Here is a 26,620-nt window from a genome sequence, read left to right on the forward strand (position 1 = left end):
ATTCGCGCAAAGGCAGGGTTGTATCCCTGATCGCATGATGCCTTTCAATGCGCCGGCTCCTTCGAGCCATGTTCTCCTGTTTTCGTTGTCGGCGTAACGGCGTGTGATTGTTGCCATTCGGCTCATCAGCACGCCCGCAATATGGTGAATAATTCGCCGGAGTGGATGTGCTAACGCGCGTCCGCACTGATTGTGAATCGCTGGCAGACTGTAGTTCAAATGACGGTGGCGCCCGCCTATGACTTCTGTACTTGCCAATATTTCTGCCCGGCAGATCTCCCAGCTCTCCAACACGCAGATCGAGGCGCTGACAAGCGACGATCTGGTGGGATTGAGCGCAGCACAGGTCAAGGCCTTCACGTCGACGCAAGTCAGCGCGATGGGCAATTCGGTCATTTCATCGCTCAGCACGCAGGTCATCAGCCAGCTGGCACCAAAGTCCGTTACGGGTCTTACTCTCAGCCAGCTCGAAGCCATCGGTACCAATCAGGTGTCGGGTCTGACGACGCAACAGGTTACCGCCCTTTATACGAGCCAGATCGATGCATTCTCTGATGAGCAGATCGAGGCGCTTGACAGCAAACAGGTCTCGGCGCTGACTTCCAAGCAGCTTGCGGTCTTGTCCGCGGAAGACCTGAACAGCTTCACGACGGCAGAAATCGCCTCGATCAAGAAGACATCTCTTTCCGGTATTTCTCCTGCCGTGCTTGCAGAGCTTGATACGGACAAGCTTGCAGCGCTGACCACGGCGCAGATTACGTCGCTGTCATCAAGCCAGATGGCAGCTCTGACCAATGAGCAGTTTTCGTCTTTGACGGGCGCGCAGTTCGCTGCTCTCTCGGCACGACAGATTGCCGGTCTGGATGAAGACATTATCGGCGATCTCACAACGACCCAGTTTGCGGCTATGACGACCAAGCAGATCGCAGGCCTGACGACGGAGCAGTTTGAAGCCATCGGTACCGCCAATCTGGAAGCGCTGAACGCCGATCAGGTTTCTGCGCTGAACGCGAAACAGGTTGCTACGCTATCTGCTGACGAGCTCAACACATTTACAACTGCTGAGATCGCTGCAATCAAGAAGACGTCGATATCATCGATCACGACGACAGCACTTGCGGGCCTGACGACGGACCGGATTGCTGCCCTCACGACCAGCCAGATGGCTTCCCTCAGTTCCATTCAGATGGCGGCTCTGACGTCGTCACAGCTTTCCTCGCTGACTTCTGCACAGTTCGGCTCCATGACGGCAAAGCAGATTGCGGGCCTGGCGACCGACACATTGGCAAACATGTCCGGCGCCAAGCTGGAAGCCATGACGACGCGTCAGCTTTCAGCCTTCTCCACGGCGCAATTCGATGCATTGAGTTCGGACTCTATCGCGGCGTTGAATGAAGCTCAGGTTGCGGGCCTGAGTGCGAAACAGCTTGCAACGCTTTCCGCCACTGAGCTCAACAGCTTCACTGACAGCGAAATCGCTTCCATCAAGAAGGCGTCGGTGTCCGGTATCACCACGGACGCAATTGCCGGTCTTTCGGTTGGAAAGATCGCATCTTTCACCACCTCGCAAATTGCCTCTCTGACCTCCGCACAAATGGGGGCGCTGACATCTTCCCAGCTTGCCGCGCTCACGCCCGAACAGTTCAGCGCTATGTCGGCGAAGCAAATCGCAGGGCTTTCCACTGCTACCATCACCAATCTCAATGGAGAGCAGCTGGAAGCGCTGACAACCAAGCAGCTCTCGGCATTCTCCACCGACCAGTTCGCGTCTCTGAATGCTGGCAGCATAGAGGCGTTGACGGATACTCAGGTGGCAGGGCTGAGCGCGAAGCTTCTATCGACTTTGACGGCTGCCGAACTGAACAGCTTCAGCGATACGGAAATTGCCGCGATCAAAAAGACCTCTTTGTCCGGCCTGACGACGACGGCACTGGCAGGGCTCGATCCTGACAAGGTTGCCGTTATGACAACCAGTCAGATCGCGTCTCTTTCAGCCGCTCAGATAACCGCGTTGACGCCGGATCAGTTCTCCGCGCTCACGAACGATCAGTTCAGCTCTCTCACGGTGAAGCAGATTTCGAGCTTGTCCACATCGGTCATGGCCAATCTGGACGAAGACAGGCTGAAGGCGATGACGTCGAAGCAGATCGCATCGCTCTCGACGGCCCAATTTGATGCGCTTGACGAAGACAATATCGAAGCCTTGAGCGCGACGCAGATTTCCGCCCTCAGCGCCAAACTAACCGCCACCCTGTCTGCCGAGGAACTCGATAGTTTCACCACGAGTGAGATTGCCTCGATCAGTAAGAGCGCGATCTCGGGGTTGACGACATCGGCGCTTTCAGGTCTCTCGGGCGAAAAGCTCGCATCTTTCACCAAGGCTCAGGTGCAGTCCATGAGTTCCGCTCAAGTGAACACGGTTATCGCTGCCTATCAGAACAATTGACGGGACAGCCAAATTAATCACGAAAACAAAAAGCGCGGGTCGGACCCGCGCTTTTTGTTTATTCGCTGGCATAGAAACGACACCGCCGTTCCCTGCCTTGATATTACATCCCGCTCTGACCATCCGAGCCGATATAGGCGATGCGAACCATGTTGGTCGCACCCGGCGTTCCAAGCGGCACGCCTGCGGAGATGATGATGCGGTCGCCGGGGTTGCCGAAGCCTTCGCCCACGACGATGCGGCAGGCGCGGTTGACCATGTCGTCAAGATCGCTCGCATCGCCCGTGACCACACAGTGCAGGCCCCACACAACCGACAGGCGGCGTGCCGTCTGGATGATCGGCGACAGCGCAATGATCGGAACCTGCGGGCGTTCACGCGCGGCGCGAAGGCCGGTCGTGCCGGACGATGTGTAGGTGACGATGGCAGACAGGCGCAGCGTCTCGGCGATCTGGCGTGCGGCCAGCGAAATCGCGTCCGCACCGGTTGCTTCCGGCTGTGCGCGCTGCGCGTAGATGATGCTGGAATAATGCGGATCCTGTTCCACAGTATGCGCAATCGATGCCATGGTAGACACGGCTTCGACCGGGTAATCGCCCGATGCGGATTCGGCAGAGAGCATGATTGCGTCCGCGCCTTCAAACACGGCGGTCGCAACGTCGGAGACTTCGGCGCGGGTCGGAACCGGTGCGGAAATCATCGATTCCAGCATCTGCGTCGCAACGACGACCGGCTTGCCAGCACGGCGGCAGGCGCGGGTGAGCTGCTTCTGGATGCCGGGAACGGATTCCAGCGGCATTTCCACGCCAAGGTCACCACGGGCCACCATCAGCGCATCGGAAAGCTCGATGATTTCCTCGATGCGTTCCACAGCCTGCGGCTTTTCGATCTTCGACATCAGGCCGACGCGGCCACGCGCGATCTTGCGCACTTCGGCCAGATCTTCCGGGCGCTGCACGAAGGACAGGGCGACCCAATCCACTTCTTCGGTGGCCAGAACGGCGTCCAGATCGGCGCGGTCCTTATCCGTCAGAACGCCTACGCCCAGCAGCGTATCAGGCAGGCTGATGCCCTTGCGGTCGGAAATTTTGGTGCCGGAAACGACGGTCGTAACGATGCTCTTGCCATCGCATTTTTCAGCGCGCAAATGCAGCTTGCCATCGTCGATCAGCAGGCGGTCGCCCGGCTTCACGGCTTCCAGAATTTCCGGATGCGGCAGGAAAACGCGGTTCTTGTCGCCGGGGGCTTCGTTGTTGTCCAGCGTAAAGGTCTGGCCGGGCGCGAGATCAACCTTGGTGTCCGCAAACTTGCCGACGCGCAGCTTCGGGCCCTGCAGGTCGGCCAGAATGCCGATTGGCCGGCCATTGCGGCTTTCCACGGAGCGGATGCGCTGGATGAGCGTGCGCATCACGTCATGGCTGGCATGGCTCATGTTGATACGGAACAGATCGGCACCGGCGAGATGGAGCTTCTCGATCATCGCCTCTTCTGCGGAAGCGGGGCCGAGAGTTGCAAGGATTTTGACTTTGCGATTACGCTTCATCAGTTCTGACTTTCCTGTGTGCCTGGCGTGTCCGAAAGCTGGACCATCCAGCTTCCCTGTCGGCCCGTATCGTATTCCTTGAATCCCATTCTCTGGAAACTACGGGCATAGCAATCATCGACGCCGGTGATCTTGAACTCGTTTTCCGCGACGCACATGTTGACGTCGCCGGTCCAGCGACCGCCACGGGCGGCATCTTCGGCGTAGAGGTAATAATAGCGTGATTGCAGCTCACCCTCGATCAGGGTGGCGCATGTGGAGGCGGGCACCTGCCACCAGCCTTCACTGATCCAACCGTCCTGCGCGCGATAGCCGATGGCCACGCCGACGAGATTCTGCGTGCTGTTGCAGACACGGAAGTCCGCCAGCGCAGGCTGGGCGATGAAGAGGGGAGAGCTTAAAACGGCGGCTGCGGAAAGAAAGCGGATCGCGCGCCGGTGCTTTTCAAGGAGAGCGGAGAATGTCTGTGTCACGGCTTCCATCCGGATTCCATGGTTATAATGAAAACACTTCTTGGCGCGGACGCCCAAGAATGTCAACGCGACTTCAATCGATTATATTTTTGGTCGGATCCCGTGTGCGGTGCTGTCGATGGCTGTTTGTCGTTCCAAACTTGCGCGTGGCGTCGAGCCATGCCATCAAGCGTCTCTCCCTTATCGGCCTTAGAAATCCAATATGTCAGACTTCCAGCCATACGAAATCATAGAAGGCGATTATGACAAAGGCATGGTTCTCATTGCAGACCACGCCATGAACCTTCTTCCACCAGCTTACGGCAATCTCGGTCTACCGCAAACCGCTTTTCAGCGCCATATTGCTTATGACATCGGTATCGAAGGTTTGACACGCAAACTTGCCGCGCGTCTTGGCGTGCCAGCGGTGATGGGGCGGTTCTCCCGCCTGCTGATCGATCCCAATCGCGGGGAGGATGACCCCACGCTGATCATGAAGATTTCCGATGGCGCCATCGTGCCCGGCAATCATCCGATGACGCAGGAAGAATGGGATAGTCGGCTGAACCGCTATCACCGGCCCTATCACAATGCTGTGGATGGCGTGTTGCAGAAAGCGGCGACCCAGTCCGGCAGAGCGCCACTCATCTTCTCGCTCCATTCCTACACGCCTTTCTGGAAGACCGTGCCGCGTCCGTGGCATGCGGCTGTGCTGTGGGATACGGATCATCGCGCCGTGCATCCGCTGATTGCCCATCTGCGCGCGAGCGGCGATATCGTGGTGGGCGACAATGAACCCTATGACGGCGCGCTGAAGGGCGACACCATGTATCGCCACTGCATGCTGAAGGGCATTGCGCACGCGCTTCTGGAGGTTCGGCAGGATTTGATCGGGGACGAGGCCGGAATCGAGGGCTGGGCCGCACGGCTCGCTCCCATTTTCGCCGCAATGAACGATGATCCCACGCTGCACGAATATCAACAGTTCGCCTCGCGGACGGGACCTTACGGATAGATGGAGAGCGAGATGAGCGAACTTGACGACCGCCAGAAAACGGAATTCGAGGCCGCAGCCTTCCGCAGGCTGGTGAAGCATCTGCGCGAAAGGGCCGATGTCCAGAACATCGACATGATGAACCTCGCAGGCTTTTGCCGCAACTGCCTGTCCAACTGGTATGCGGATGCAGCGAAGGACGCGGGCACGCCGATCAGCAAGGACGAGGCCCGTGAAATCGTCTACGGCATGCCCTACGAAGACTGGAAACGCCTGCATCAGGGCGAAGCGAGCGATGCGCAGAAAGCCGCATTCGAACTGAACCGCCCGAAGGAATAAAGCCAGTCCTGTCGAATGGGCTTGACGTGAGGCCCGCAGGCGGGCAGTTCACAGCTCAGATTTTTGGCCGCATGAAAAGCGGCGAGGCGAGAGATCGCCAGATGGGATAAGGCTTGAAAGAAAGCCGACAGCACAAAGGATATAATGATGGACGACACAGCAACCACCGAAACCGTAGCCGCCGCCGAACTGCGTCAGATTATCGAGCGTATCGAACGCCTTGAAGAAGAAAAGGCCGCGATTCAGGGTGATATCAAGGATGTCATGGGCGAAGCCAAGGGTCGTGGTTACGACACAAAGGCGATCCGCACCATCATCCGTCTGCGCAAGAAGGATGCTAACGAGCGCATCGAGGAAGAGACGATCTTGCAGACCTATATGGCTGCGCTCGGCATGGAGTGATGATAGCTCGTTGCGGATCGGGTATCATGATCCGCAACTCTCCCCTATTCTTCGCTCCCGTACTTGCCTTTTTGAGCGATCAATATCTCCATAATCTTTCCTGTGACATAGTTTTGTTCTTCCGAAATCTCTCCGCGACGTTGCTCCGCTACTCGAGAGACCTCTGCGAATATCACCACCGTTATCAGAAACTCTTCAAATCCACCTGCCTGCGTCACATCGGATATCGGTCGTTCTGTCGTGAGAGTGCGGAACAGATCACGTTTTTCTGCATCCGAGACGTCAAATGACAACTCGTGTGCGAATTTATTACGAGACGTATTTATTTTTCTCAGAACTATGCCGAAATCCCCGCGTAGATATCCCATAGATTGAGAAAGGACTAATTTTTCAGAAAAGCCCCGTTTGTCGAGATACTCGTCAGGATGAGGTAGCTTACTCTTCAACAGCGAAGTAACGATGTGATCCAGATAGATATGAGCTACAACGATCTTAGCCCAATCTTCTTTAATCGAAATTCGATCGATAAACTCTGCTATGTCAAAGCTTGGATTGTTGCCTATAAATTTCAAGGCGTTTTCAGTTGCTTTGACCTTGTCGCTTTTCATTAATTTCGATCCACAAAATAAGCATGACCCTACACGTCTTGATGACCTCTGAACGTAAAGGGATCTGTCTCACCTCTCCGTCAGCTTCAGCTCGATACGGCGGTTCTGTGAGCGGGCTTCCGGCGTGTCGCCTTCTGCCAGTGGCTGGTATTCCCCGAAGCCTGCGGCGACGAGGCGGTTGGCGGGGACGCCTTTGGAGATGAGGAATTTTACGACCGAGGTGGCGCGGGCAGAAGAGAGTTCCCAGTTGTCGCGGAAGCGGCCGGAGCCGGAAAGCTGGACATTGTCCGTGTGTCCATCCACGCGCAGCACCCAGTTGATTTCGGCAGGAATTTCCTTGGCGAGATCGATCAGTGCCGTGGCAAGCTTGGCCATTTCGGCCTGACCTTCAGCGTTGAGATCGTTGCCGCCGGAGGGGAAGAGCACTTCGGACTGGAACACGAAACGGTCGCCGACAATGCGGATGTTTTCCCGGTCCGAGAGGATTTCACGCAGGCGACCGAAGAAGTCGGAGCGATAGCGATTGAGTTCCTGCACGCGCTGCGCCAGCGCAACATTGAGGCGGCGTCCGAGATCAGCGATCTTGACCTGTGACGAAGCGTCCTTCGCTTCGGATGCCTGAAGTGCGGCCTCGACGGAAGCAATCTGGGCTCTGAGAGCAGCGATCTGCTGATTGAGAAGTTCGATCTGCGCAGAGGCGCGGGCACCCGCCTGTCGCGCATCTTCCAACTCCCCCGAAAGCTCGCCCACGCGGGAATTGGCGGCGGAATTGTTGCCTGCCCCGGCATCCAGAAGCGACTGGAGACGCGAGCGTTCGCTTTCGGACGCCGCGAGCGTGGATTGCAGGTTGGCAAGCGTATCCTCGATATCCTGCTTGCTGCCCTTTTCCAGCGCCAGAAGCTCCGTCAACTCGGCAATCTGGTTGTTGAGGCGCGTCAGCACTTCGTCCTTGCCGGAAATTTCGCGCGAAAGAACGAACTGTGCCAGCACGAAAACCGTGAGCAGGAACATAATGGCCATGAGCAGCGTCGATAGCGCATCGACAAAGCCCGGCCAGTAATCGACACCGCGGTCCCGACGGCGGTTGCGCGCAAGCGCCATGGTCACTCGCTCCCGTTATCGTGGCGGATCGGGCGGTTTGCGCCCTTCTGCTCGGCATCGATCCGGGCGGAAAGCCTGTCCAGCGTGCGGCGCAGCGATTTGGATTCCTCCTGCTGCGCCTCGATCCAGTCTCGCAGCATCTGCTGCTCGCTGCGCATATTCTTCACCAGTCCCTGAATGCCTTCCGCAAGGCTGGTCATCGCGGCCAGAGAACGCTCGGTGCTGACTGCGCCATAGCCCGCCGCACCCTTGCCCTCGACACCGGTATCCGTGCCAGGATCGGTGACCGAGGACAGCCAGTTTTCCAGCTGCGTATAGAAACGGTTCTGCGCGCGCCCTGCCTGAAGATCGAGAAAGCCGAGAATGAGTGAGCCGGAAAGACCGAGCAGTGAGGACGAAAACGCCGTTCCCATGCCGGAAAGCGGTGCGGTGAGACCGGATTTCAGGGATGAGAGAATGTCGTTGCTGTCGCCCGCAGTGGGGTCCAGCCCCTGAATGACGTCGCTGATTGACCCGATGGTGCCGATAAGGCCCCAGAAGGTGCCGAGAAGGCCGAGGAAAACGAGAAGGCCGATGAGGTAACGCGATGTATCGCGCGATTCATCGAGACGGGTGGCAATGGAATCGAGAATGGAGCGCTGCGTGACCGTGGACACGCGCACTTCGCCGCGCTTGCCCATCAGCGCGCGCATCGGCGCCAGCAGCTTGGGCGGGCGCCCGGCCTTGTCCACATTGCCTGCGGCCTGGAAATTGTTGAACCAGCGCACTTCCGGGCGAAGGCTGAAAATCTGCGTGAACACCAGAATGATGCCGATGACCAGAACACCCAGAATAAAGCCGTTGAGGCCCGGATTGGTCATGAAGGCATTTTGCGCCTGCCGGAACAGAATGGCGGCAATGAAGGCCACGATGATCAGAAAGATCAACATCGTCCACAGGAACGGCGTGGGGCTGGATAGCTTGTGATGATATTCTTTCGTCACCGGTTTCTCGACGCCGACATCGAGCCGTTCCGTATCCGCCATAATGCTCATTCCTCTGGTGCTGCCACAACGCACGGCTGAAACGAACGAGCGCGGTCATGGTTCAAACCGGAAGCTAGTAGAAAATTACGACGAATTGAAGTGAAAAGCCGAGAAGCCAACAAGGCTTTTTGTGCAAATGCAAGAAGGAGGCGAACTGCTTCGCCTCCTTCTCAAATTTCAAAGCGATTATTGGCGCTTAACGGCCCGGAACCGGGCGGTTCACGACGTCTACCAGCGCCTTCTGGATATATTCGTTGCCTGCGATCACGCTGCGGCTGTCGAACATGCTCTGGCCACCGGCCATGTCGGAGACGAAGCCGCCCGCTTCGCGGATGAGAATGATGCCGGCGGCGACATCCCATGCGTTGAGTTCGGTTTCCCAGAAGCCATCGAGGCGACCGGCAGCGACATAGGCGAGATCGAGCGCGGCAGCGCCGAGGCGGCGAACGCCAGCGGTTTCGCCCATGACGTGGCGAAGTTCGACCAGGAACTTGCCGTGGTTGCCACGGCCAAGATGCGGAACGCCGCAGCCGACGACGCAGTCCGAAAGCTGCTTGCGCGCAGCAACGCGAATACGGCGGTCGTTGAGGAATGCGCCGCCGCCACGCTCTGCGGTGTAGAGCTCATCCGTTGCCGGGTTGAAGATGACGCCAGCGACGATTTCGCCGTTGCGCTCCAGCGCAATGGAAACCGCAAACTGCGGAATGCCGTGCAGGAAGTTGGTCGTGCCATCCAGCGGATCGACGATCCAGCGGTGGGCGCCATCGGTGCCGATTTCCTCGCCGCCTTCTTCACCCAGAAAACCATAGGTCGGGCGGGCCTTCAAAAGTTCGTCGCGGACGATCTTCTCCGCTTTGAAATCGGCCTGCGAGACGAAATCGCCGGGGCCCTTTACCGAAACCTGAAGGTTCTGCACTTCACCGAAGTCACGCGCCAAAGACTTACCCGCCTTGAGAGCGGTCTGAACCATGACATTGAGAAGGGCTGAGCGGGCCATGAAAAAGTTCCTGAAAGGTGGCTGAGGCTGCCAGCGAAATCGGGCGGCCAAGCGAGATTTTTGGTTTCTATTTGAAGTTTGCGGTTCAAGACCACAAAACGCGCCGAAATTCAAGGCAAAAAGCCTGAGATAGACGGCGCGTCAGATCGGGCGGAAACGATTAGCGGCCTCGATGGCCTGCCTCTGCTGGTCATCCTCGATACCGAGATAGAAGTCTTCCAGCGCCGGGTCCTTCAGGCCAGCGCGGCGCGAAAGCACATACCACTTGGCAGCCTCCACCGGATCTGGCCGCGTTCCCAGCGCCTGAATGTAGAGATGCGCAACCTTGTTCTGCGCCACCACATTGCCGCGCTGGGCCGCGCCATAAAGCCAGCGGAAGCCCTCATCCAGATTGCGCTCGCCGCCCGTGCCATTGATGAGCCAGATGCCGAGATCGACCTGCGCCGTATCGAAACCGGCTTTGGCCGCGCGCATCAGCCACTCGCGCGCCTTCGCCTTTTTCTCCGGCGCTATGTCCGGCACGTTGAAATAGATTTGCGAAACGGCATATTGCGCATCCGCAACGCCCTTCTCGGCGGATTTTTCATAGAAGGGAAGTGCCGCCACAAGGCCTTTCGGGCCCGGCGTCTGCGAGACGAGAATCTGCGCCCAGTTGAACTCGGCTTCCGCATTTCCGGCTTCTGCGGCACGGCGCATGTAATCATCCGCCAGCGCCTTGTCATGCTTGGCGAGCTTTCCTTCTATCAGGATCAGCGCATATTTGAACATGGCGACGGGATCGCCATTCTTGGCGGCCTGTTCGTACCAGAAGGCGGCGGTCTTGTCGTCGCGGGCAATACCAAGGCCGCGCGTCATCATTTCGGCAACCAGCGTCTGCGCCGTCGCGTCGCCGTTCTGCGCGCGTGTCAGGGCCTTGTCCAATGCCTGCACATATTCGCCGCGCTGGTAATGGCCGTAAGCCTCGTCCGCCTTGCCCTTGAAGTCCTTCTCCTTCGGCAGCGGCGGAAGCTCGGCACCCATTCGCTGGTAAACGGTCACGCCCTCGGAAGGCTGCAAATCCTTCTGTTCACCACCTGCCACACGGCCCTTGCGAATGGGTTCCGCCCCGTCATCCGCAGGCCGGGAAAGAACCTCCGGTCCTTCCTTCACCGCCGGTCCGAAGTCCGTATCTTCCTCTTGTGCCGCCTCATTGTCGGGCGCCTGCGGTTGCAGGCCCGGCAGGAGTTCAGGCTGCGCCTGCTGCGGTGCAGGTGGCTGCCCCTGCGCCAACGCATGAAGCGGCGTGATGGCAAATGCCATCACGAGCGCTGAAGTGGAGAGTGAAAAACGAAGCAAGCGAGCGATCATCGCCTGTATCAACCGTCAAACCGTGGCGCTTTTTCGTCAAGCAATGCATTCGCTTCCGCCACGGCCTGCGCGGGCCCGCCCGCATGGCCGAAGACGGCCTGACGCAGTGCCACGAATTCGACGCCGCTTTCCGCAACAGCCACGACGGATGCTACATCCGAACCGCCCATGACGATGGCGGGAATTTCGATCATCGAGGCCCACCATTCGCCGAGTGCCACATTCTTCGGGTGCGGTTCCGGCTTGATATCGCCTTCCAGCTTGCCGAAGAAAATATAGTCGGGACCGATTTCGCCAAGCTCCAGCGCCTTGTGGCGATCATCCGCATTGCCGCCGCCGACGATGAGCTTGGGCGTGAATTTCTCCACGGCTTCTTCCAAAGGCTCCACGCCGCCCGCAATATGCAGGCCATCCGCCTTGGCGCGGCCCGCGACGCGCGTGTCTCCGGCAACGAGTGCCGCGGCACCCGCTTCCTGCACGATTGCGACCAGCCTTTCTGCGCGCTTCTGGAACGCACCATCGTCCAGGCCATATTGCGGAATGATGACGGATGAGACGTCGCCGCCACGCAGTGCATCTTCCAGCGCCTTGGCCTGAGCGTCTGCATCGTCGTTTTCGGGAACGATCAGAACGAGGCGGCAGCGATCTTCAGCAGAGCTCATGATTTTTCCATTTCCGGCAGAAAGAACGCTTCATCGCCAATCTGCACTCGTTTTCATATTCCATTTCCGATAAACCGGACTGGCAAAAGGATCAACAGTCGATACATGCAGCTCGATTTCCATTTTTTCCTCGTCGCCATCCCCGCAGTCATCCTCGTCGGCCTGTCGAAAGGCGGTCTGGGCGGCGCTTTGGCCCTGATGGGCGTGCCGCTGCTGGCACTTGCGGTGCCACCGGTTCAGGCCGCCGCGATCTTCCTGCCGATCCTGATCGTCATGGATTTGGTGGCTCTATGGGCATGGCGCAGCTATAATCATCGCGAGACGCTGCTGCTCATGCTGCCCGGCGCACTTGCCGGTATCGCGCTGGGCTGGGCCACATCGACGCTGATCTCGCCGAATGCGATGCGCCTCGTCGTGGCGACTGTCACAATCCTCTTCGTGCTGCGATATTTCTATGAGACCTTCCGCGCCCGTCGTGGGCAGGAAATCGCGCCAAAGCCGCAGCGACCGGCGGCGGCCACGCTCTGGTCCAGCCTTTCCGGCTATGCCAGCTTCGTTGCCCATGCAGGCGGCCCGCCGTTCCAGATTTACGTGCTGCCGCTGAAGCTCGATCCCAAGACCTATACCGGCATGAGCGTGCGCTTCTTCGCCATCATGAACGCGATCAAGCTTATCCCTTATTTTGCGCTGGGCGCGCTGGATTCCACCAACCTCACCACATCCGCCACCCTTCTGCCGGTGGCGATGCTCGCCACATTCGCGGGCGCAAAGGTGGTGAAATACATGAAGCCAGCCGTTTTTTATCCGCTGATGTACACGATGGCGTTTTTTGCCGCGCTCAAGCTTCTGTGGGACGGCTTGCCGTTCTGAGGCGCTCGGCTTTTTTTAAAAAACACCTCCAAGAAAAGCGAAAGGTTCTGACCGCATCTGCGATCAGAACCTGAAGGTTATGGCTGTTTCTCAGGCGTTAATGACGCCGCGCAGCCTGAATGTTGTTATTGAAAATCAATGTCTCGTGGTTGATTTCAGCCTTTGCAATTCATCCTTCAGGCGTAGTTTTCTGCGTTTTAGCTCCGCAATCTCATGATCGTCAGACGACGGGGAAGCAAGAATACTTTCGAGCTCTTCCTCCAGAGCGCCGTGTTTCTTTTCGAGCGATGCGATATGAGCCTGAATGGTCATGCGGCACGTCCTTCCTTGTTGAACCTACCTCCAGTTCTCCATCACTGGAGTTTCAGGTTTACGACAGCAATGTGACATGGAAAGACCGGTTTGTCGAAGGCGAAATCGAGGCAATAGTTGGGCAAAATGGTCGCAAGGGAAACTTCCCGTTACCATCAATTGGTGGTACAGGCACGGATGAGCGATAACAAACATGCCGGATGGCGGTCCGGTTGCATCACAATGGGGATGAAGAGATGCCCGATCAGGAACAGGCGGACGTTCGGCTTACACTGGCACGGCTGAGGCAGGAGCATGAGGACTACGACACCGCGATCAACGCGATGATCCAGACCAATTGCGATGCCCTGCGCATTCAGCGAATGAAGAAAAAGAAGCTGGTTATCAAGGACAAGATGACTCAGATCGAAGATCAGATCATCCCGGATATCATTGCCTGACAGGAGAGGCCGCTTGAGCACCGAAACCCCGCCCGTCGCCATCATCATGGGTAGCCAGTCCGACTGGGAAACCATGAAGAACGCCGCCGATACGCTGGATGCGCTGGATATCGAATACGAAGCCCGCATCATTTCCGCCCATCGCACGCCCGAACGCATGTTCAATTTTGCGACAGGCGCGCGTGACGAAGGCTTCAAGGTCATCATCGCCGGTGCCGGTGGTGCAGCCCACCTGCCGGGCATGACCGCATCGCTGACGCCGCTTCCCGTTTTCGGCGTTCCGGTCCAGTCCAAAACCATGTCGGGTCAGGACAGCCTCTATTCCATCGTGCAGATGCCAGCAGGCATCCCCGTCGGCACACTCGCCATCGGTCGCGCCGGTGCCGTCAATGCGGCCCTGCTTGCCGCAGCGGTTCTGGCTTTGTCGGACGAGGACCTTGCCGACCGGCTGGACGAGTATCGCGCCCGCCAGAGCGCAGCCATTGCTGAATATCCATCGGACAATGCGCAATGAAGACGGGAACGATCGGTATCATCGGCGGCGGCCAGCTTGGCCGCATGCTGGCCATGGCCGCAGCCCGCCTCAACTTCCGCACCGTCGTCCTGGAGCCGCAGGCAGACTGTCCGGCAGCACAGGTCTGCAATCGCCAGATCGTCGCCGCTTACGATGACGAGAAGGCTCTGGCCGAACTTGCAAGCCTTTGCGATGTGGTCACCTACGAATTCGAAAACGTGCCCGTCGTTGCCGCCGAGACGCTGGCCGCCTCCGTGCCGGTTTACCCGCCCGCACAGGCGCTCAGCGCCTCTCAGGACCGGTTGACCGAAAAGCGCTTCCTCAATGATTGCGGCATTCCCACCGCCGATTTCCGCGCCGTGGACGATCAGGCCGGGCTCGAAGCGGCACTCGCCGATTTCGGCGGCAAGGGCGTGCTGAAGACCCGCCGCATGGGCTATGACGGCAAGGGCCAGCGTGTTTTCAAGGGTGGCGAGGATTTGACCGGCGCTTATGCCGCCCTCGGAAACGTGCCGCTCATTTTGGAAAGCTTCGTGCCTTTCGAGCGGGAAATTTCGATCATCGCCGCCCGTTTTCAGGATGGCACTGTCACCTGTTACGATCCTGCGGAAAATGTGCATCTGAACGGCATTCTGCACACCTCCACCATTCCCGCACAGCTTTCCGATGCGGCGAAAGCCGTGGCCATCGAGTCGGCTGAAAAGCTGCTAGGCGCATTGAATTATGTCGGCGTGGTCGGCATCGAATTCTTCGTCTTGGCCGATGGCTCGCTGGTTGCCAATGAAATGGCGCCACGCGTGCACAATACCGGCCACTGGACGGAAGCGGCCTGCGTCATTTCGCAGTTCGAGCAGCATATCCGTGCCGTTGCCGGGCTTGCACCCGGCAGCACCGCCCGCCATTCGGATTGCGTAATGACCAATCTCATCGGCGCCGATATGGATGATGTGCCCGCCTGGCTGCAGAAAAACGATTGCCTCGTGCACCTTTACGGCAAGACGGAAGCGCGCGCGGGCCGCAAAATGGGCCACGTCACGCAACTCTTTCATGCCGGAAACCTTAGGCTTTCCCGGCAAAATGTTGGTTGACGTGTTGACAGGCAGGGGCTGACAAGGTATCTGCCTGCCAACCGAAAAAGGCGCGCCCTCGTTGCGCGCTTTTGATTGTTTAGATTACGCGTGGCGAAATGCCTCGCCAAACTGCGGACCAGAAAAATGAAGATCAAGAACTCGCTCAAAGCGCTTAAGGCTCGTCACCGCGACAACCGTCTGGTTCGCCGCAAGGGCCGCGTATACATCATCAACAAGCAGAACCCACGCTTCAAGGCTCGTCAGGGCTGATTGCGGGTCGCATGTCGTCTGTTTCAGTTGAGACGGATCACATTGTTGATAGCAAACAAAATTTGATTTCATAATTGGCGCATGCAGATTATCTTGATCGGCATGCGCCAATTTCGTTTTTGTGCCCTTGCCCTCGTTTCCCTCGTCCCGCTTGCCCTGAGCGCGCCTCTTGGCGCCCACGCTGAAGAGCCCGTTACGCAGGCGCAGCAGCCGGATCAGACCCCGCCCAAAGACCCCGTCGGCAACCTCTTCGACAGTCTGAAGAAAGAGCGCGATGCAAAGAAAGCCCGTGTGCTCGCCACCGAAATCATCGGCGAGTGGAAGGATTCCGGCAGCGCCACCATCAACCTTCTGATGAAATGGGCCGAAGAAGCCTCCGAGGAAAAGCGCACCGCCGCCGCCTATGATTTCCTCGACCAGGCCATCTTCCTCGACCCCGACTACGCAGGCGCCTGGTACCGCCGCGCCATGATCCACGTCGCCGACGGCGACATCCGCAAGGCCATGGTCGACCTCAACCAGACACTCGAAAAAGAACCCCGCTTCTTCCCCGCCCTCGCCGGCCTCGCCAACATCCTGGAAAGCTCCGAACACAACGAACAGGCCATGAAGGTCTGGCAACAGTACCTGACGCTCTACCCGGCAGATAAGGACGCGCAAAAGGAAATGAGCGATCTTTCGGAGAAGCTGGCGGGAACGCGGAGCTGATTTTATCCGCTGCCGCTATCCTCTTTTTCGATGTCGAAGCTGGCGTCACACCCCTCACCTGAAAAATCTATGGCTCAGCTACGCTAAAATCATGATTTTTCTTCCTCTCCCACCCCTTCGACAAGCTCAGGATGAAGGGGAGAGGTGGTCACACTACTATGAGAGCGTGAGAAAGGCCGAGACGGTGCGGCAAATTTTCCTCTCCCCTTGTGGGAGAGGATAGAAAACCTCGACTTCGCAAAGCGAAGTCCTAGGTTTTCTTGGGTAGAGGGGTAACCTTTGCCCACCAACACACACCCCACCCTCCGTCATCCTCGGGCTTGACCCGAGGATCCACGCACGCCGAAACACCCGCAACCTCGCAAATGCCCGAGACAAGCCCACTGCTGTCCGGTTGAAATTTATAGATTTGGTATAGGGTATTGATTGCATTTAGTTTTTTGTAATCTTTACGAACTCGGACTCGCCAGTGCAACGCTGCTGTGAACGCGGCAAAGGTACTCCCTGCCTCCGTCATCCCGGACTTGATCCGGGATCCAGCCAGACCAAGTCCGCGGTCTGGAAGACTCTTTTGACGCGCAGACGCGCGTCTGCTGGACCCCGGCTCAGGGCCGGGGTGACGGGTGGGGCAGCTGTTCTCGTTCCAAACTAGCCGCCCAGTTTAAACCGGACAGCAGCGGGTCAAGCTCGAGGATGACGGCAGTGGGTGCCTTAGCCTTGTTGCCAAACTACGGCTGCGTGAGCACGTCCCAATAGTAACCCGCCCCGCAATAGGACAAACCCCAGCACCAGAATTTTTCTAAAAAAACCAAAAAAATTCCCCCAAACATTTTTCCCCATCCCCAAAACCACCCGTACACTCCCCCTCATCCCGCCCTCGGATACACCGCAAGGCGTTGCGGCGAGGCGGGGTCGGTGCTGGGGGTGAGGAGGTTACGCGGCCTCTCCATTCCCAGGGTCGAGCAGCAATCCCCCCGGCGGCAACGGGAGGAGGACATGGCGTCGGTTTCGGACCGGCTGGCGCAGTTCTCCCGATGCCCGACCTGGCCGGATCGACAAGCGGCAGTGCGAACAACGGCTGCCGAGTTTCGATCCATCCGTCAGGATTTCGCCGCCGGGCGTACCGACAGCTCATCGTCTCATGGTCGAACGCGATCATGAAGATAGAAGCGAAAGTCAGGCGGTACACAGGAAGACGCTGCATCTGCCCCGTTCACCCCGAAAAGGTGAGCGGACGGATCGTAAGGTAACCATCTGGCCAGCACTCGAAACGTGCTGGCGGGTGAGAGCCTTGCGGAAAACGGACCGGGACTGCGGGCTGTACGAGATGTTCGGCGCCCGCATCCTCGAAGGCAGGTGTGGCTGAACTGGCAGGGCGATGGCGGGCAACCATCATCGCACCCGGATGGGAAGGGTTGGGCCTTGATCAAGTCCGACCGGTTCTCCGGCAAGGTTTTTCCCCTTGTCATCCGGGTTCTGCCAGCCGTGGCAAGAGGATTGCGGCTCTGCCTAAAGAGCCGAACGGGGCGCTGAGAGGTGCCACATACTAAACTACCAAACGAGGCAACTTTCAGCGCCCCGTCCGAAATGCCATGGCCTGAAAGGGTTATGGAGAGAATGAAGAAGATCAAGCCACGGGCAGATGCTGCCGCGTGAACGGCGAGGCTTGGGATGAAGCTGACCGGGATTTTTGATAGCGACGACATCAGCAACCCTCATCCATCATCCTGAGCTTGTCGGAGTAGAGGCGCGCAGGCGAAGCCGGAGCCTCGAAGGGCGAGGGTTGCGGCCGCACACTCGAGCTTGTGACCGGATGCTTCGAGGCCCATGCGGGGCACCTCAGCATGAGGGTGGTGGGTGTGGCGCGGGCGCAGTATTGGGAGGGCGCCACTAGAGGCGTGGCGCAGCAACCCACCAACCCTCATCCCCCACCATTCGCTGCCTGAAACACTGCAAGCTGCGCTGCAAAAGCGCGTTGATAGGCGGGGCGGGCTTCGCCACTTTCCACATATCGTCCAAGGTTGGGAAAGTCCTCCAGCAGGCCGGATGTTCGTAAGCGCAACAGGACGGAGACCATCAAAAGGTCGCCCGCGCTGAAATTACCATCCAGCCAATCGGCGTCGCCGAGATGGTTGGCGAGTTCCGACAGGCGGGTGCCGACGCGGCCTTCCAGCATGGGGAGGCGTGTTTCGTGCCAGCTCTCCTTGCTTTCGAAAAGCTTTGCCATCGTCAGTTCGAGGATGGGCGGCTCTATGGTGTTGAGGGCGGCGAAGATCCAGGTGATGGCGCGGGCGCGGGCCAGGGCGTCTTCAGGCAACAGGCCCTCGTTCGTTTGGGCGATGTGCAGAATGATTGCGCCGGATTCGAAAAGCGAAACCGCGCCGTCCTCGTATGTCGGAATCTGGCCGAATGGATTGAGCGCGAGATGCGCGGGCTCCTTCATGGCCTTGAAAGACAACAGGCGTACCTCGTAGGGCAGGCCTGCCTCTTCCAGCGCCCATCGCACCCGCATATCGCGCGCCAGCCCTCGGCCTTTGTCTGGCGAGCGCTCGAAAGCCGTGATCGTTATCGTCATTTTCTCCTCCCATGATTTCCCAAGGAGACGATGCGGCTGATTTTCGACGGGAGCAAGACGAAGCGGCAAGTGATGGATCGTGCCATTGCATAGAATTGACCTTTGCGTAAAAGTAACTCTATGAATCCGGGAGGGGATGATGGAGCGATATGATGTGATCGTCGTTGGTGCTGGCCTTGCAGGGCTGGTCGCAGCGACGGAGGCGGCAGAGCGGGGCCTCAGCGTTTGCGTGGTGGATCAGGAGGGGCCGCAGAACCTTGGCGGGCAAGCGTTCTGGTCGCTGGGCGGGCTGTTTTTCATCGATAGTCCTGAGCAGCGCTTCATGCGCATTCGCGATAGTCTCGATCTGGCCCGTCAGGACTGGATGGGCTCTGCGGCATTCGACCGGCCCGAGGATCACTGGCCCCGGCAGTGGGCGGAGGCCTATCTGCACTTTGCCGCAGGCGAAAAGCGGGCGTGGCTGCACGGGCTTGGCATGCGCTGGTTTCCGGTCGTTGGCTGGGCGGAGCGGGGAGGCGGGCATGCCGATGGGCACGGCAATTCCGTTCCGCGCTTCCACGTGACGTGGGGCACCGGCCCCGGCGTGCTGGCACCCTTCGTCAAGAAGGCGCAGGCTCTGGCCGATACGGGAAAGCTGATCTTTCGCTTTCGCCACAAGGTGGATCGGCTGGAACAGGCCAATGGCGTCATAACCGGCATTTCGGGTACGGTTCTGGCTGATGATGCGGTGCAGCGGGGCGAGGAAAGCAGCCGCGAGGCGCTGGCAGAATTCCGTATCGAGGCGGGTGCCGTGGTGGTCAGTTCGGGCGGGATTGGCGGCAACCATGATCTCGTCCGGCAGAACTGGCCGGTGGATCGGCTGGGCCAGCCACCGGCGGATATGGTCTGCGGCGTGCCCGCCCATGTGGACGGGCGCATGCTCGGGATTACCGAGGATGCGGGCGGCGCGATCATCAACCGGGATCGCATGTGGCATTACACCGAGGGTGTGAAGAACTACGAGCCGATCTGGAACAAGCATGGCATCCGCATTCTGCCCGGCCCATCGTCATTCTGGTGCGATGCCGATGGTAACCGGCTACCATCCCCGGCCATGCCCGGCTTCGATACGTTGGGCACGCTGAAAACTTTAAGGGAGCGCAATAGCGATTACAGCTGGTTCATTCTGACCAAGGCGATCATCAAGAAGGAGTTTGCGCTTTCTGGCTCGGAGCAAAACCCGGATTTGACGGACAAGAATGTTCGCCTGTTGCTGAAGCGGCTGGGCAAGGAGCCGCCGGGACCGGTCAAGGCATTCATGGATCGCGGCGAGGATTTTGCGGTTCGCAACACGCTGGAAGAGCTGGTCGAGGCCATGAATGCGATCAGCGGAGAGGATCGGCTGGATATTGCCCGCCTGCGACCGCAGATCGAAGCGCGTGACCGGGAAATTCTCAACGGCTTTTCCAAGGATGTGCAGGTTACGGCAATTCGCGGCGCTCGCAACTATCTCGGTGACAAGCTGATGCGCACCGCCAAACCGCATCGTCTGCTCGACCCCGCTGCGGGACCGCTGATTGCGGTGCGCCTGCATATTCTGACGCGCAAGACGCTGGGCGGCTTGCACACGGATTTGCAGGGCAGGGTGCTGGATGGGCAGGGCGCGGTGGTGCCCGGCCTTTATGCCGCCGGTGAAGTTGCCGGTTTCGGCGGCGGCGGCATGCATGGCTACAACGCGCTGGAAGGGACGTTTCTGGGCGGATGCCTGTTTTCGGGACGTGTTGCCGGGCGCAGTGTCGGCGGTTAAACCGATTTCACCAAAGGCACCACATCATCGCTGCCGGTTTCGAATTGCAGCCGGGCGAGCTTTGCATAGAGGCCGCCCTGACGGATCAGGCTCTGATGCGAACCTTCCTCGATGATGCGGCCCTCATCCATCACCAGAATACGGTCCGCCTTCAGCACGGTGGCGAGGCGGTGGGCGATGACGATGGTGGTGCGCTTGGAAATGAGGTCGTCCAGCGCCTTTTGCACCAAAGTCTCGCTTTCGGCATCGAGCGCGGAGGTCGCTTCGTCGAGAAGCAGGATCGGCGCATCGCGCAGAATGGCGCGGGCAATGGCAATGCGCTGGCGCTGTCCGCCGGACAGCGTTACGCCACGCTCGCCGACAATCGTGTCGTAACCATCCGAAAGCTTGCCGATGAAGCCATCCGCCTGAGCGGCAAGGGCCGCGGCGCGAACCTCTTCGCGGGTGGCATTCGGTCTGCCGAACGCGATATTATCGTGAATGGACGAGGCGAAGATGGCGACATCCTGCGGCACGATGGCAAGGCGGGAGCGCAGATCATCCAGTGTCACGGAGCGGATATCGGTGCCATCCACGGTGATGCGGCCCGACTGCGGATCGTAGAAACGCATCAAAAGCGAGAAGACGGTGCTTTTGCCAGCACCCGAAGGGCCGACGATGGCGACGGTTTCGCCAGCCGCAACGTTGAAAGAAAGATCGCTGAGAATGGGCTTGTCCGTCCCCTTGGGATAATGGAAAGCCACGTTCTCGAAGCGCGCTTCGCCGCGCGGCGGAGTGGGCAGAGACACGGGAGCGGCAGGGTTTTCGACCGGAGATTTTTCCGCAAGCAGTTCGGACAGACGTTCGGCAGCGCCGCCTGCCTGCGCCAGTTCGCCCCAGACTTCCGACAGTTGGCCGAGCGAACTTGCGGCAATGACCGCATAAAGAACGAACTGACTGAGCGTGCCACCCGAGATGGTGCCCGTCAGCACGCCATGCGCGCCGTACCAGAGGATGGCGACCACGCTGCCGAAGACGAGGCTGATTGCGACAGCGGTCAAGATGGCGCGGGCGCTGATGGCCGCGCGGGCGCCGCGATAGGCTTTCTCGACGGCGTCGTTATAACGCGAATTTGCCAGCTGCTCGGCGTTGAACGACTGAATGGTGCGGCTTGCCGAGATCGTTTCCGACGCGAAGGCTGAAGACGCGGCAAGCGTATCCTGCGTGGTTCTGGAGCGCGAACGCACGGAGCGACCGAAGGCGATCAGCGGGAAAACGATGAGCGGTATGGCAAGAAGCGCCAGGCCCGCAAGGCTGGGGCTGGTATAGACCATCATCACCACCGCGCCCAGACAGAGCAGGATATTGCGCAGGGCAACCGAGGCGGAGGAGCCGAAGGCGGAGCGGATCTGCACCGTATCGGCGGTGAGACGCGAGGTGAGTTCGCCGGAGTGATTGGTGTCGAAAAAGGCCTGCGACAGCGAGGTGAGATGGGCGAAAACATCGCGCCGCACATCGGCTACGACGCGTTCCCCGATCGTCATCACATAATAGTATCGCATGGCGCTGGCCAGCGCGAGGACGACGGCAATTGCCAGCAACATGGCGAAATAGCTGTTGATCATCGCCCCATCGGAGGCTTCGAAACCGTGGTCGACGATGCGCCGCACGGCAAGTGGCAGCGCCAGTGTGGTGGCGGAAGACAGGATGAGCGCGGAGAGGGCGGCGGCAACCAGACCCCGGTAACGCTTCAGATAGGGAAACAGGCTCTTGAGCGGCTTCAGCGTTTTGCGACCTGCCGATTTCTGTTCCTGAAACTCTGCCACCTCGAATACCTCTGCTTATCGTCAAGACACAGCCGAAGCTTTATCACGAACGAGATCTGCTTCTTTGACATATGTCATAAATATAGGCTCTACGCAGTGTGAAGCCATCCACCGGCAGGCACTTGTTATCTTGGCGCCCTTCATGTATAGGCTCCGCATCAAATTGGAAAGCCATGGCCGCGAGGGCTGGGTTTCATTTATTCAATGGGCTCAGTTGACGCAATTGCGGCAAATGGTCCGCACGTCACTTACGCAGGAAGTTTGTCATGAAGGCTCAAATCCATCCAGACTATCACATGATCAAAGTTGTCATGACCGATGGTACCGAATACGAAACCCGCTCCACCTGGGGTTCCGAGGGCGCAGTAATGAACCTCGAAATCGACCCTAAGTCCCATCCGGCCTGGACTGGTGGCAACCAGCAGCTGATGGACCGCGGCGGCCGCGTTTCCAAGTTCAACAAGCGCTTCGGCGGCCTCGGCCTCTAATCCGCTTGGATATGGAATGCAAAAAAACCCTGGAGCGATCCGGGGTTTTTTGTTGTTTTAAGTGTAATTTTCTACCCCCGTTCCTGTGACAAGCACAGGGATGAGGGTGGCAATTGAAGCGCTAAAACAAAAAAGCAGGCCTAAGCCTGCTTCTTTAAAATCATCGATGTAGCGAAATCAGTTGCTGGTGAAGGCGGTGCGCAGCAGGTTGAGCTGGGCCTGAACGCTGTTCTCATTGTCTGGAACCTTCGCCTCGGAGGGGCGATAGATTTCGCGGTCGAGGAGGGCGACGCGGTTCTGGAGGCGCAGCGAGCGTTCCACCAGTTCGCGGAAGGATTCCGGCAGGTCGTGCCAGCCCGGTGCGTTGCGGTCGACGTTGAAGTTGTCGAGGCGCACCTTGTTCTTTTCGCTGATGACCTGATCGCGGGTCATTTCGCCGTTGTTGACAGCGCGCTGGAGCAGCAGCCAGGAGGCCATCTGCATGAGGCGCGTGGTGAGGCGCATGGATTCCGCTGCATAAAGAACCGAGGCCATGCGCGGCAGCACCTTGGAGGCTGCGCGGCCAGAGCCGTCGAGGTAGCTTGCCGTTTCTTCTACAAGGCCCATACCCTCCGTGTAGAGGGTCTTGAATTGGTTCGACGCAGCAGCGCGGCCAGCAAAGCTGATGGTATTCAAAGCCTGTTCCGACATTTCTTTATATCCCTGCTCACGCATAATACTATCAGGCAACGGGATTAGCGGGTTAATTGTTCCGGCCTGTCTGTATTTTCAGGATGATATCAATAGCGCAAATGCGCAAGCTGATTATTAAAGAAAGGTTAATACCCACAGTTTTGGATATTGTATGGCAGGGCAAAAAAAGAGCCGCAAAAGCGGCTCTCAAGGTAAAACAGGGAGAAAAATCAGACCAATTCGCCGATAGGAGAAACTGCCTGAGGTTCAGAAGAACTGAACGTGTATAGTAATCTCTCAGAAAGCTTAATATTGCGTTAATGGTAAACGAAAAACTGACCCGCGTCGTAACGTTAATGAAAATGCACAAGCATCATCGCGCTCTGAAAAGGTTCTCGGCTGCTTTTCTGCCTGCGGATTTCTTTTCGCGCTCTTCTTCCAGCCGCTTTACTTCGGCAAGGAGAATGTTGATACGGGCGGTCAGCTCGTCCACCGAGACCAGACTGAGATCGCTGCCGATGACGTGAGTCGTGCTCGGCTTTTGCGGAAGTTCCTCATCGAAAACACTCATATTCCTGCTCCCTTCTGCAAATCTGCTTCGTCTTCAGGATATTGCGGCGCTCGCGGATCGAGCGAGGCGCTCTCGGGCGTCAACAGGGGCGCCGGTGCGGTTGGCATGGTGGAGAAGTTGTCTTTCTGCTCCGTCGTCAGGGCCGCGCGCTGTCTTGAGCGGAAGATAGAATAGGCCGTAATCAGCAAATGCGAAACCGCAGTGACGAGAAAGAGTGCATAAGGCCCGAAAGACGTCATGATCGGGCCGCCCAGAGTAGGGCCGATGATGGTGCCGATGCCGTAAAGCAAAAGCAGACCGCCTGAAACCTTGACGAAATCCTCCGACGAGGCGAAGTCGTTGGCGTGAGCCACCGCGATTGGATAGAGCGCATTGGCGGCGGCACCGTAAACGCAGATCATCCCGATCAGGACATAGACATGCGTCGGGTGGATGAGCGCGACCGACAGCCCGGCGACGGCTGCAAGGGCAGACAGGCCCGCCAGCACGAAACGCCGGTCGATGCGGTCTGAGAGCTTGCCCGCCGGAAACTGGGCCAGAGCGCCGACGAAGATGGTGCAGCTGACCATGATGGCGATGGTGGTTGGATCAAGCCCCGCACGCGCGCCAAACACGGCGGCCAGCGTACCATAAGCACCGTTGGCGATGCCGATCAGCAGAATGCCGACGAAGGACACCGGCGAGTTGCGGTAAAGCGCTGGAAGATCGAGCTTCACTTTCTTGAGCGGTTGCGGACTTTCCGCTCTCGAGAGCATGGCTGGCAGAATGGCGATGCAGTAAATGATCGCGGCGATCATGAAGAGCGACGTATTGCCAACATTGCCGAAGGGAATGACCAGCTGACCGGCAACGACGCCGAAAAGCGTGATGGCAATATAGAGCGAGAAAATCGCGCCGCGGCTTTCATTGGTGGCGCGCTCGTTCAGCCAGCTTTCGATGATCATGGAGGTGCCCGCGGTGCAGAAACCCGTCAGCGCGCGAAGGGCCACCCAGGACACATCATCGATGAAGAGGCCGGTGAGAAGCACGGTCAGGCATATCATCGCAACGAAGCTGCCGAAGGCGCGGATGTGGCCCGCACGCCGCACGATTGCCGGGGCAACGAAGCAGCCGATGACGAAACCGGCAGCCCAGGAGGTGCCGAGAAAGCCGAGAACCTCGTTGGTGTAGCCTTCTTCCGAGCCGCGAACGGGCAGCAGCAGGCCCTGAAGGCCGTTGCCGAGGAAGAGAAACAGGGTGCTGGTGAGAAGAGCGAATACGGGTAGAATATTTCTGCTCATAAAGTCACTCTCATGCTGATGCGATTTTGGAATCTAAACTTCGAACGGGACGTGCGCGAATAAGTTGCCCGATATGGTGACCATAAAAATGTCCGCCCTGTGACGCCAGCGAAATGAATTTGACTTTTGTCTCTCAACGCTGCACGCCCTTACGCTCAAGTCGAAAATGATGAATCGGTTGCGACATTTGCTTTTCAGGTTTCCAAGAAGACTCTCATTCGATCTTTAGCAAATGGAATGTTTCACCGATGGCTCAATACAGCCAAAAGGTTGCGCGATGACGAAGGCGATCGGCCTTTTTTTACTTCTGGCAATGGGCATCCAGATCATCCGCCCGCTTGGCCTGCCGGGGCTGAGACGCCGCGCAGATTTCTGGAAAATCGCGGTGGTGGCATTCGTGCTGTGGACGCTGGTGCTGCTGCTGAGGCCTTGAGGTTGGGGTTGGCGTGCTGTGTTTTTCTGTTGCCTCGGGCTACACGTCTTACACCTCCGTCATCCTCGGGCTTGTCCCGCTGCTGTCCGGTTGATGCAGCAACGGCACTCCCCACTTCCGTCATCCCGGATCAAGTCCGGGATGACGGGTGGGGGAGCTGTTATCGCCCCAAACTACCCACTCAGTTTAAACCGGACAGAAGTGGGCTTGATCCGAGGATTCACACCCTTTGACTTCGTTGATGGCGATGGATCCTCGGCACAAGGCCGAGGATGACGGTCGAGGGTGGATTGGCCGTTTCTCCTCAAACCCACTGCTGTCCGGTTTAAATTGATAGGTTGGTTTGAGGCGAGAACATCTCCCCACCCGTCACCCCGCACTTGATGCGGGGTCCAGCAGACGCGCGTCTGCGCGGCGAAGAAAGTTCTTTCAGACCAAGGACTTGGTCTGGCTGGATCCCGGATCAAGTCCGGGATGACGGAAGTGGGGAGCTGTTATCGCCCCAAGCTACCAACACAGTCACAGGGGCGCGATGGCGCTGATTGGACTGAGGTGCGCAATCGTCTACTCCGTCCGCAGAGACAACAGCCACAGAAACAACAGTGCAAGATATCGCAATTTCCCTGTCACCATTTTTCCTCTAGGGTCACGATGAGACCGGAGGTAACGGGCCGGTCTTGGGGCCTTAGAAATCCCCTCCAACAACGGTCAGTGTCGACCGTTAATGACACCCCTCAGCCATAGGTTTGTGGCTGAGGCGGTCCATTGTGACTATATAGCTCCTCTGCCTACTTTTATGGCTGGGGAGACCTTGACGCATGTCCAAGGCGCAAGCCTAAAGGTCAGGGTGGTCGTTTGTTGGCGGCTTTCTAACTCCCCGGCCACCAGAGGTTCGTTTCCTCCGGTGGTC

Annotated in this window: 27 protein-coding genes; 13 read left to right on the plus strand and 14 right to left on the minus strand. The window is 58.4% G+C overall.

Annotated features, from left to right (window positions below; translation table 11 throughout):
- Positions 1-238 precede the first annotated feature (238 nt).
- Complete coding sequence (locus CFBP5473_RS03245; protein WP_051441281.1) at positions 239-2,446, plus strand: hypothetical protein; 2,208 nt, start codon at positions 239-241, stop codon at positions 2,444-2,446.
- A gap of 103 nt (positions 2,447-2,549) precedes the next feature.
- On the opposite strand, the gene pyk is transcribed toward CFBP5473_RS03245, so the two are convergent.
- Together pyk and CFBP5473_RS03255 are read right to left on the minus strand one after the other, a co-directional pair.
- Entirely contained in the window at positions 2,550-3,989 is a 1,440-nt protein-coding gene (gene pyk / locus CFBP5473_RS03250) for a pyruvate kinase (protein ID WP_027675576.1), read from the minus strand.
- A complete protein-coding gene (locus tag CFBP5473_RS03255; RefSeq protein WP_027675577.1) occupies positions 3,989-4,471 on the minus strand; it encodes a DUF1036 domain-containing protein in 483 nt (160 codons plus the stop codon). Before CFBP5473_RS03255 ends, pyk begins: the two co-directional genes overlap by 1 nt.
- A gap of 193 nt (positions 4,472-4,664) precedes the next feature.
- Between CFBP5473_RS03255 and CFBP5473_RS03260 the strand changes: the two genes are divergently transcribed.
- From CFBP5473_RS03260 to CFBP5473_RS03270, 3 genes are all read left to right on the plus strand, one after another.
- Positions 4,665-5,456 (plus strand): N-formylglutamate amidohydrolase, encoded by a 792-nt coding sequence (locus tag CFBP5473_RS03260; protein WP_027675578.1) that lies wholly within the window; start codon positions 4,665-4,667, stop codon positions 5,454-5,456.
- A 12-nt stretch (positions 5,457-5,468) separates the two neighbouring features.
- Positions 5,469-5,774 carry a DUF1244 domain-containing protein gene (locus CFBP5473_RS03265; protein WP_027675579.1) on the plus strand — a complete coding sequence of 102 codons (306 nt, stop codon included), beginning with the start codon at positions 5,469-5,471 and terminating at the stop codon, positions 5,772-5,774.
- A 144-nt stretch (positions 5,775-5,918) separates the two neighbouring features.
- Positions 5,919-6,176 carry a DUF2312 domain-containing protein gene (locus CFBP5473_RS03270; RefSeq protein WP_106389399.1) on the plus strand — a complete coding sequence of 86 codons (258 nt, stop codon included), beginning with the start codon at positions 5,919-5,921 and terminating at the stop codon, positions 6,174-6,176.
- A gap of 44 nt (positions 6,177-6,220) precedes the next feature.
- Here CFBP5473_RS03270 and CFBP5473_RS03275 read toward each other — a convergent pair whose 3' ends face one another.
- The 6 genes from CFBP5473_RS03275 to CFBP5473_RS03300 all read right to left on the minus strand — a co-directional run bounded on the left by CFBP5473_RS03275 (position 6,221) and on the right by CFBP5473_RS03300 (position 11,916).
- A complete protein-coding gene (locus CFBP5473_RS03275; protein WP_027675581.1) occupies positions 6,221-6,784 on the minus strand; it encodes a hypothetical protein in 564 nt (187 codons plus the stop codon).
- 69 nt (positions 6,785-6,853) lie between these two features.
- Positions 6,854-7,885, minus strand: a complete 1,032-nt coding sequence (locus CFBP5473_RS03280) for a peptidoglycan -binding protein (RefSeq protein ID WP_027675582.1) — start codon at positions 7,883-7,885, stop codon at positions 6,854-6,856.
- Between the two features lie 2 nt (positions 7,886-7,887).
- On the minus strand, positions 7,888-8,910 hold the full coding sequence (locus CFBP5473_RS03285; RefSeq protein ID WP_027675583.1) for a hypothetical protein: 1,023 nt from the start codon (positions 8,908-8,910) through the stop codon (positions 7,888-7,890).
- A gap of 196 nt (positions 8,911-9,106) precedes the next feature.
- The gene (locus CFBP5473_RS03290; protein WP_027675584.1) at positions 9,107-9,907 is read right to left on the minus strand and encodes an inositol monophosphatase family protein; all 801 of its coding nucleotides are present in this window, start codon (positions 9,905-9,907) and stop codon (positions 9,107-9,109) included.
- 141 nt (positions 9,908-10,048) lie between these two features.
- On the minus strand, positions 10,049-11,254 hold the full coding sequence (locus tag CFBP5473_RS03295) for a tetratricopeptide repeat protein (protein WP_234881775.1): 1,206 nt from the start codon (positions 11,252-11,254) through the stop codon (positions 10,049-10,051).
- 8 nt (positions 11,255-11,262) lie between these two features.
- Positions 11,263-11,916, minus strand: coding sequence for a thiamine phosphate synthase (locus tag CFBP5473_RS03300; RefSeq protein ID WP_027675586.1), 654 nt, complete (start codon positions 11,914-11,916; stop codon positions 11,263-11,265).
- A 105-nt stretch (positions 11,917-12,021) separates the two neighbouring features.
- On the opposite strand from CFBP5473_RS03300, the gene CFBP5473_RS03305 reads away from it, so the two are divergent.
- Entirely contained in the window at positions 12,022-12,786 is a 765-nt protein-coding gene (locus CFBP5473_RS03305; RefSeq protein WP_027675587.1) for a sulfite exporter TauE/SafE family protein, read from the plus strand.
- Between the two features lie 135 nt (positions 12,787-12,921).
- Here the strand turns inward: CFBP5473_RS03305 and CFBP5473_RS03310 are convergent, their stop codons facing one another.
- Positions 12,922-13,098: a YdcH family protein gene (locus CFBP5473_RS03310; RefSeq protein WP_037170990.1), complete on the minus strand. Its 177-nt coding sequence runs from the start codon at positions 13,096-13,098 to the stop codon at positions 12,922-12,924.
- Positions 13,099-13,334: 236 nt separating this feature from the next.
- Between CFBP5473_RS03310 and CFBP5473_RS03315 the strand changes: the two genes are divergently transcribed.
- From CFBP5473_RS03315 to CFBP5473_RS03335, 5 genes are all read left to right on the plus strand, one after another.
- Entirely contained in the window at positions 13,335-13,538 is a 204-nt protein-coding gene (locus CFBP5473_RS03315; protein WP_027675588.1) for a YdcH family protein, read from the plus strand.
- 13 nt (positions 13,539-13,551) lie between these two features.
- A complete protein-coding gene (gene purE, locus CFBP5473_RS03320) occupies positions 13,552-14,052 on the plus strand; it encodes a 5-(carboxyamino)imidazole ribonucleotide mutase (RefSeq protein WP_027675589.1) in 501 nt (166 codons plus the stop codon).
- Positions 14,049-15,140, plus strand: a complete 1,092-nt coding sequence (locus CFBP5473_RS03325; protein ID WP_027675590.1) for a 5-(carboxyamino)imidazole ribonucleotide synthase — start codon at positions 14,049-14,051, stop codon at positions 15,138-15,140. The genes purE and CFBP5473_RS03325 overlap by 4 nt, the downstream gene beginning before the upstream one ends.
- A 126-nt stretch (positions 15,141-15,266) precedes the next feature.
- A complete protein-coding gene (ykgO, locus tag CFBP5473_RS03330; RefSeq protein WP_003497670.1) occupies positions 15,267-15,392 on the plus strand; it encodes a type B 50S ribosomal protein L36 in 126 nt (41 codons plus the stop codon).
- A gap of 102 nt (positions 15,393-15,494) precedes the next feature.
- Entirely contained in the window at positions 15,495-16,100 is a 606-nt protein-coding gene (locus CFBP5473_RS03335; RefSeq protein WP_027675591.1) for a tetratricopeptide repeat protein, read from the plus strand.
- 1,921 nt (positions 16,101-18,021) lie between these two features.
- Here CFBP5473_RS03335 and CFBP5473_RS03340 read toward each other — a convergent pair.
- Entirely contained in the window at positions 18,022-18,675 is a 654-nt protein-coding gene (locus CFBP5473_RS03340; RefSeq protein ID WP_027676486.1) for a glutathione S-transferase family protein, read from the minus strand.
- A 139-nt stretch (positions 18,676-18,814) separates the two neighbouring features.
- Between CFBP5473_RS03340 and CFBP5473_RS03345 the strand changes: the two genes are divergently transcribed.
- Positions 18,815-20,461 carry an FAD-binding dehydrogenase gene (locus CFBP5473_RS03345; RefSeq protein ID WP_027676487.1) on the plus strand — a complete coding sequence of 549 codons (1,647 nt, stop codon included), beginning with the start codon at positions 18,815-18,817 and terminating at the stop codon, positions 20,459-20,461.
- On the opposite strand, the gene CFBP5473_RS03350 is transcribed toward CFBP5473_RS03345, so the two are convergent.
- Positions 20,458-22,266 carry an ABC transporter transmembrane domain-containing protein gene (locus CFBP5473_RS03350; RefSeq protein ID WP_027676488.1) on the minus strand — a complete coding sequence of 603 codons (1,809 nt, stop codon included), beginning with the start codon at positions 22,264-22,266 and terminating at the stop codon, positions 20,458-20,460. The genes CFBP5473_RS03345 and CFBP5473_RS03350 overlap by 4 nt on opposite strands.
- Before the next feature lie 266 nt (positions 22,267-22,532).
- Here CFBP5473_RS03350 and rpmE point away from each other — a divergent pair, with 266 nt between their 5' ends.
- On the plus strand, positions 22,533-22,754 hold the full coding sequence (gene rpmE, locus CFBP5473_RS03355) for a 50S ribosomal protein L31 (RefSeq protein WP_027676489.1): 222 nt from the start codon (positions 22,533-22,535) through the stop codon (positions 22,752-22,754).
- Positions 22,755-22,931: 177 nt separating this feature from the next.
- Here rpmE and rcdA read toward each other — a convergent pair whose 3' ends face one another.
- The 3 genes from rcdA to CFBP5473_RS03370 all read right to left on the minus strand — a co-directional run bounded on the left by rcdA (position 22,932) and on the right by CFBP5473_RS03370 (position 25,277).
- Positions 22,932-23,444: a protease adaptor protein RcdA gene (rcdA, locus tag CFBP5473_RS03360; RefSeq protein WP_027676490.1), complete on the minus strand. Its 513-nt coding sequence runs from the start codon at positions 23,442-23,444 to the stop codon at positions 22,932-22,934.
- A 355-nt stretch (positions 23,445-23,799) separates the two neighbouring features.
- On the minus strand, positions 23,800-23,997 hold the full coding sequence (locus tag CFBP5473_RS03365) for a DUF1192 domain-containing protein (protein ID WP_027676491.1): 198 nt from the start codon (positions 23,995-23,997) through the stop codon (positions 23,800-23,802).
- Entirely contained in the window at positions 23,994-25,277 is a 1,284-nt protein-coding gene (locus CFBP5473_RS03370) for an MFS transporter (RefSeq protein ID WP_027676492.1), read from the minus strand. The genes CFBP5473_RS03365 and CFBP5473_RS03370 overlap by 4 nt, the downstream gene beginning before the upstream one ends.
- A gap of 277 nt (positions 25,278-25,554) precedes the next feature.
- Between CFBP5473_RS03370 and CFBP5473_RS24990 the strand changes: the two genes are divergently transcribed.
- Positions 25,555-25,710 carry a hypothetical protein gene (locus CFBP5473_RS24990; RefSeq protein ID WP_169696869.1) on the plus strand — a complete coding sequence of 52 codons (156 nt, stop codon included), beginning with the start codon at positions 25,555-25,557 and terminating at the stop codon, positions 25,708-25,710.
- Positions 25,711-26,620 lie beyond the last annotated feature (910 nt).

It is taken from the genome of Agrobacterium larrymoorei (assembly GCF_005145045.1).
Classification (GTDB): domain Bacteria; phylum Pseudomonadota; class Alphaproteobacteria; order Rhizobiales; family Rhizobiaceae; genus Agrobacterium; species Agrobacterium larrymoorei.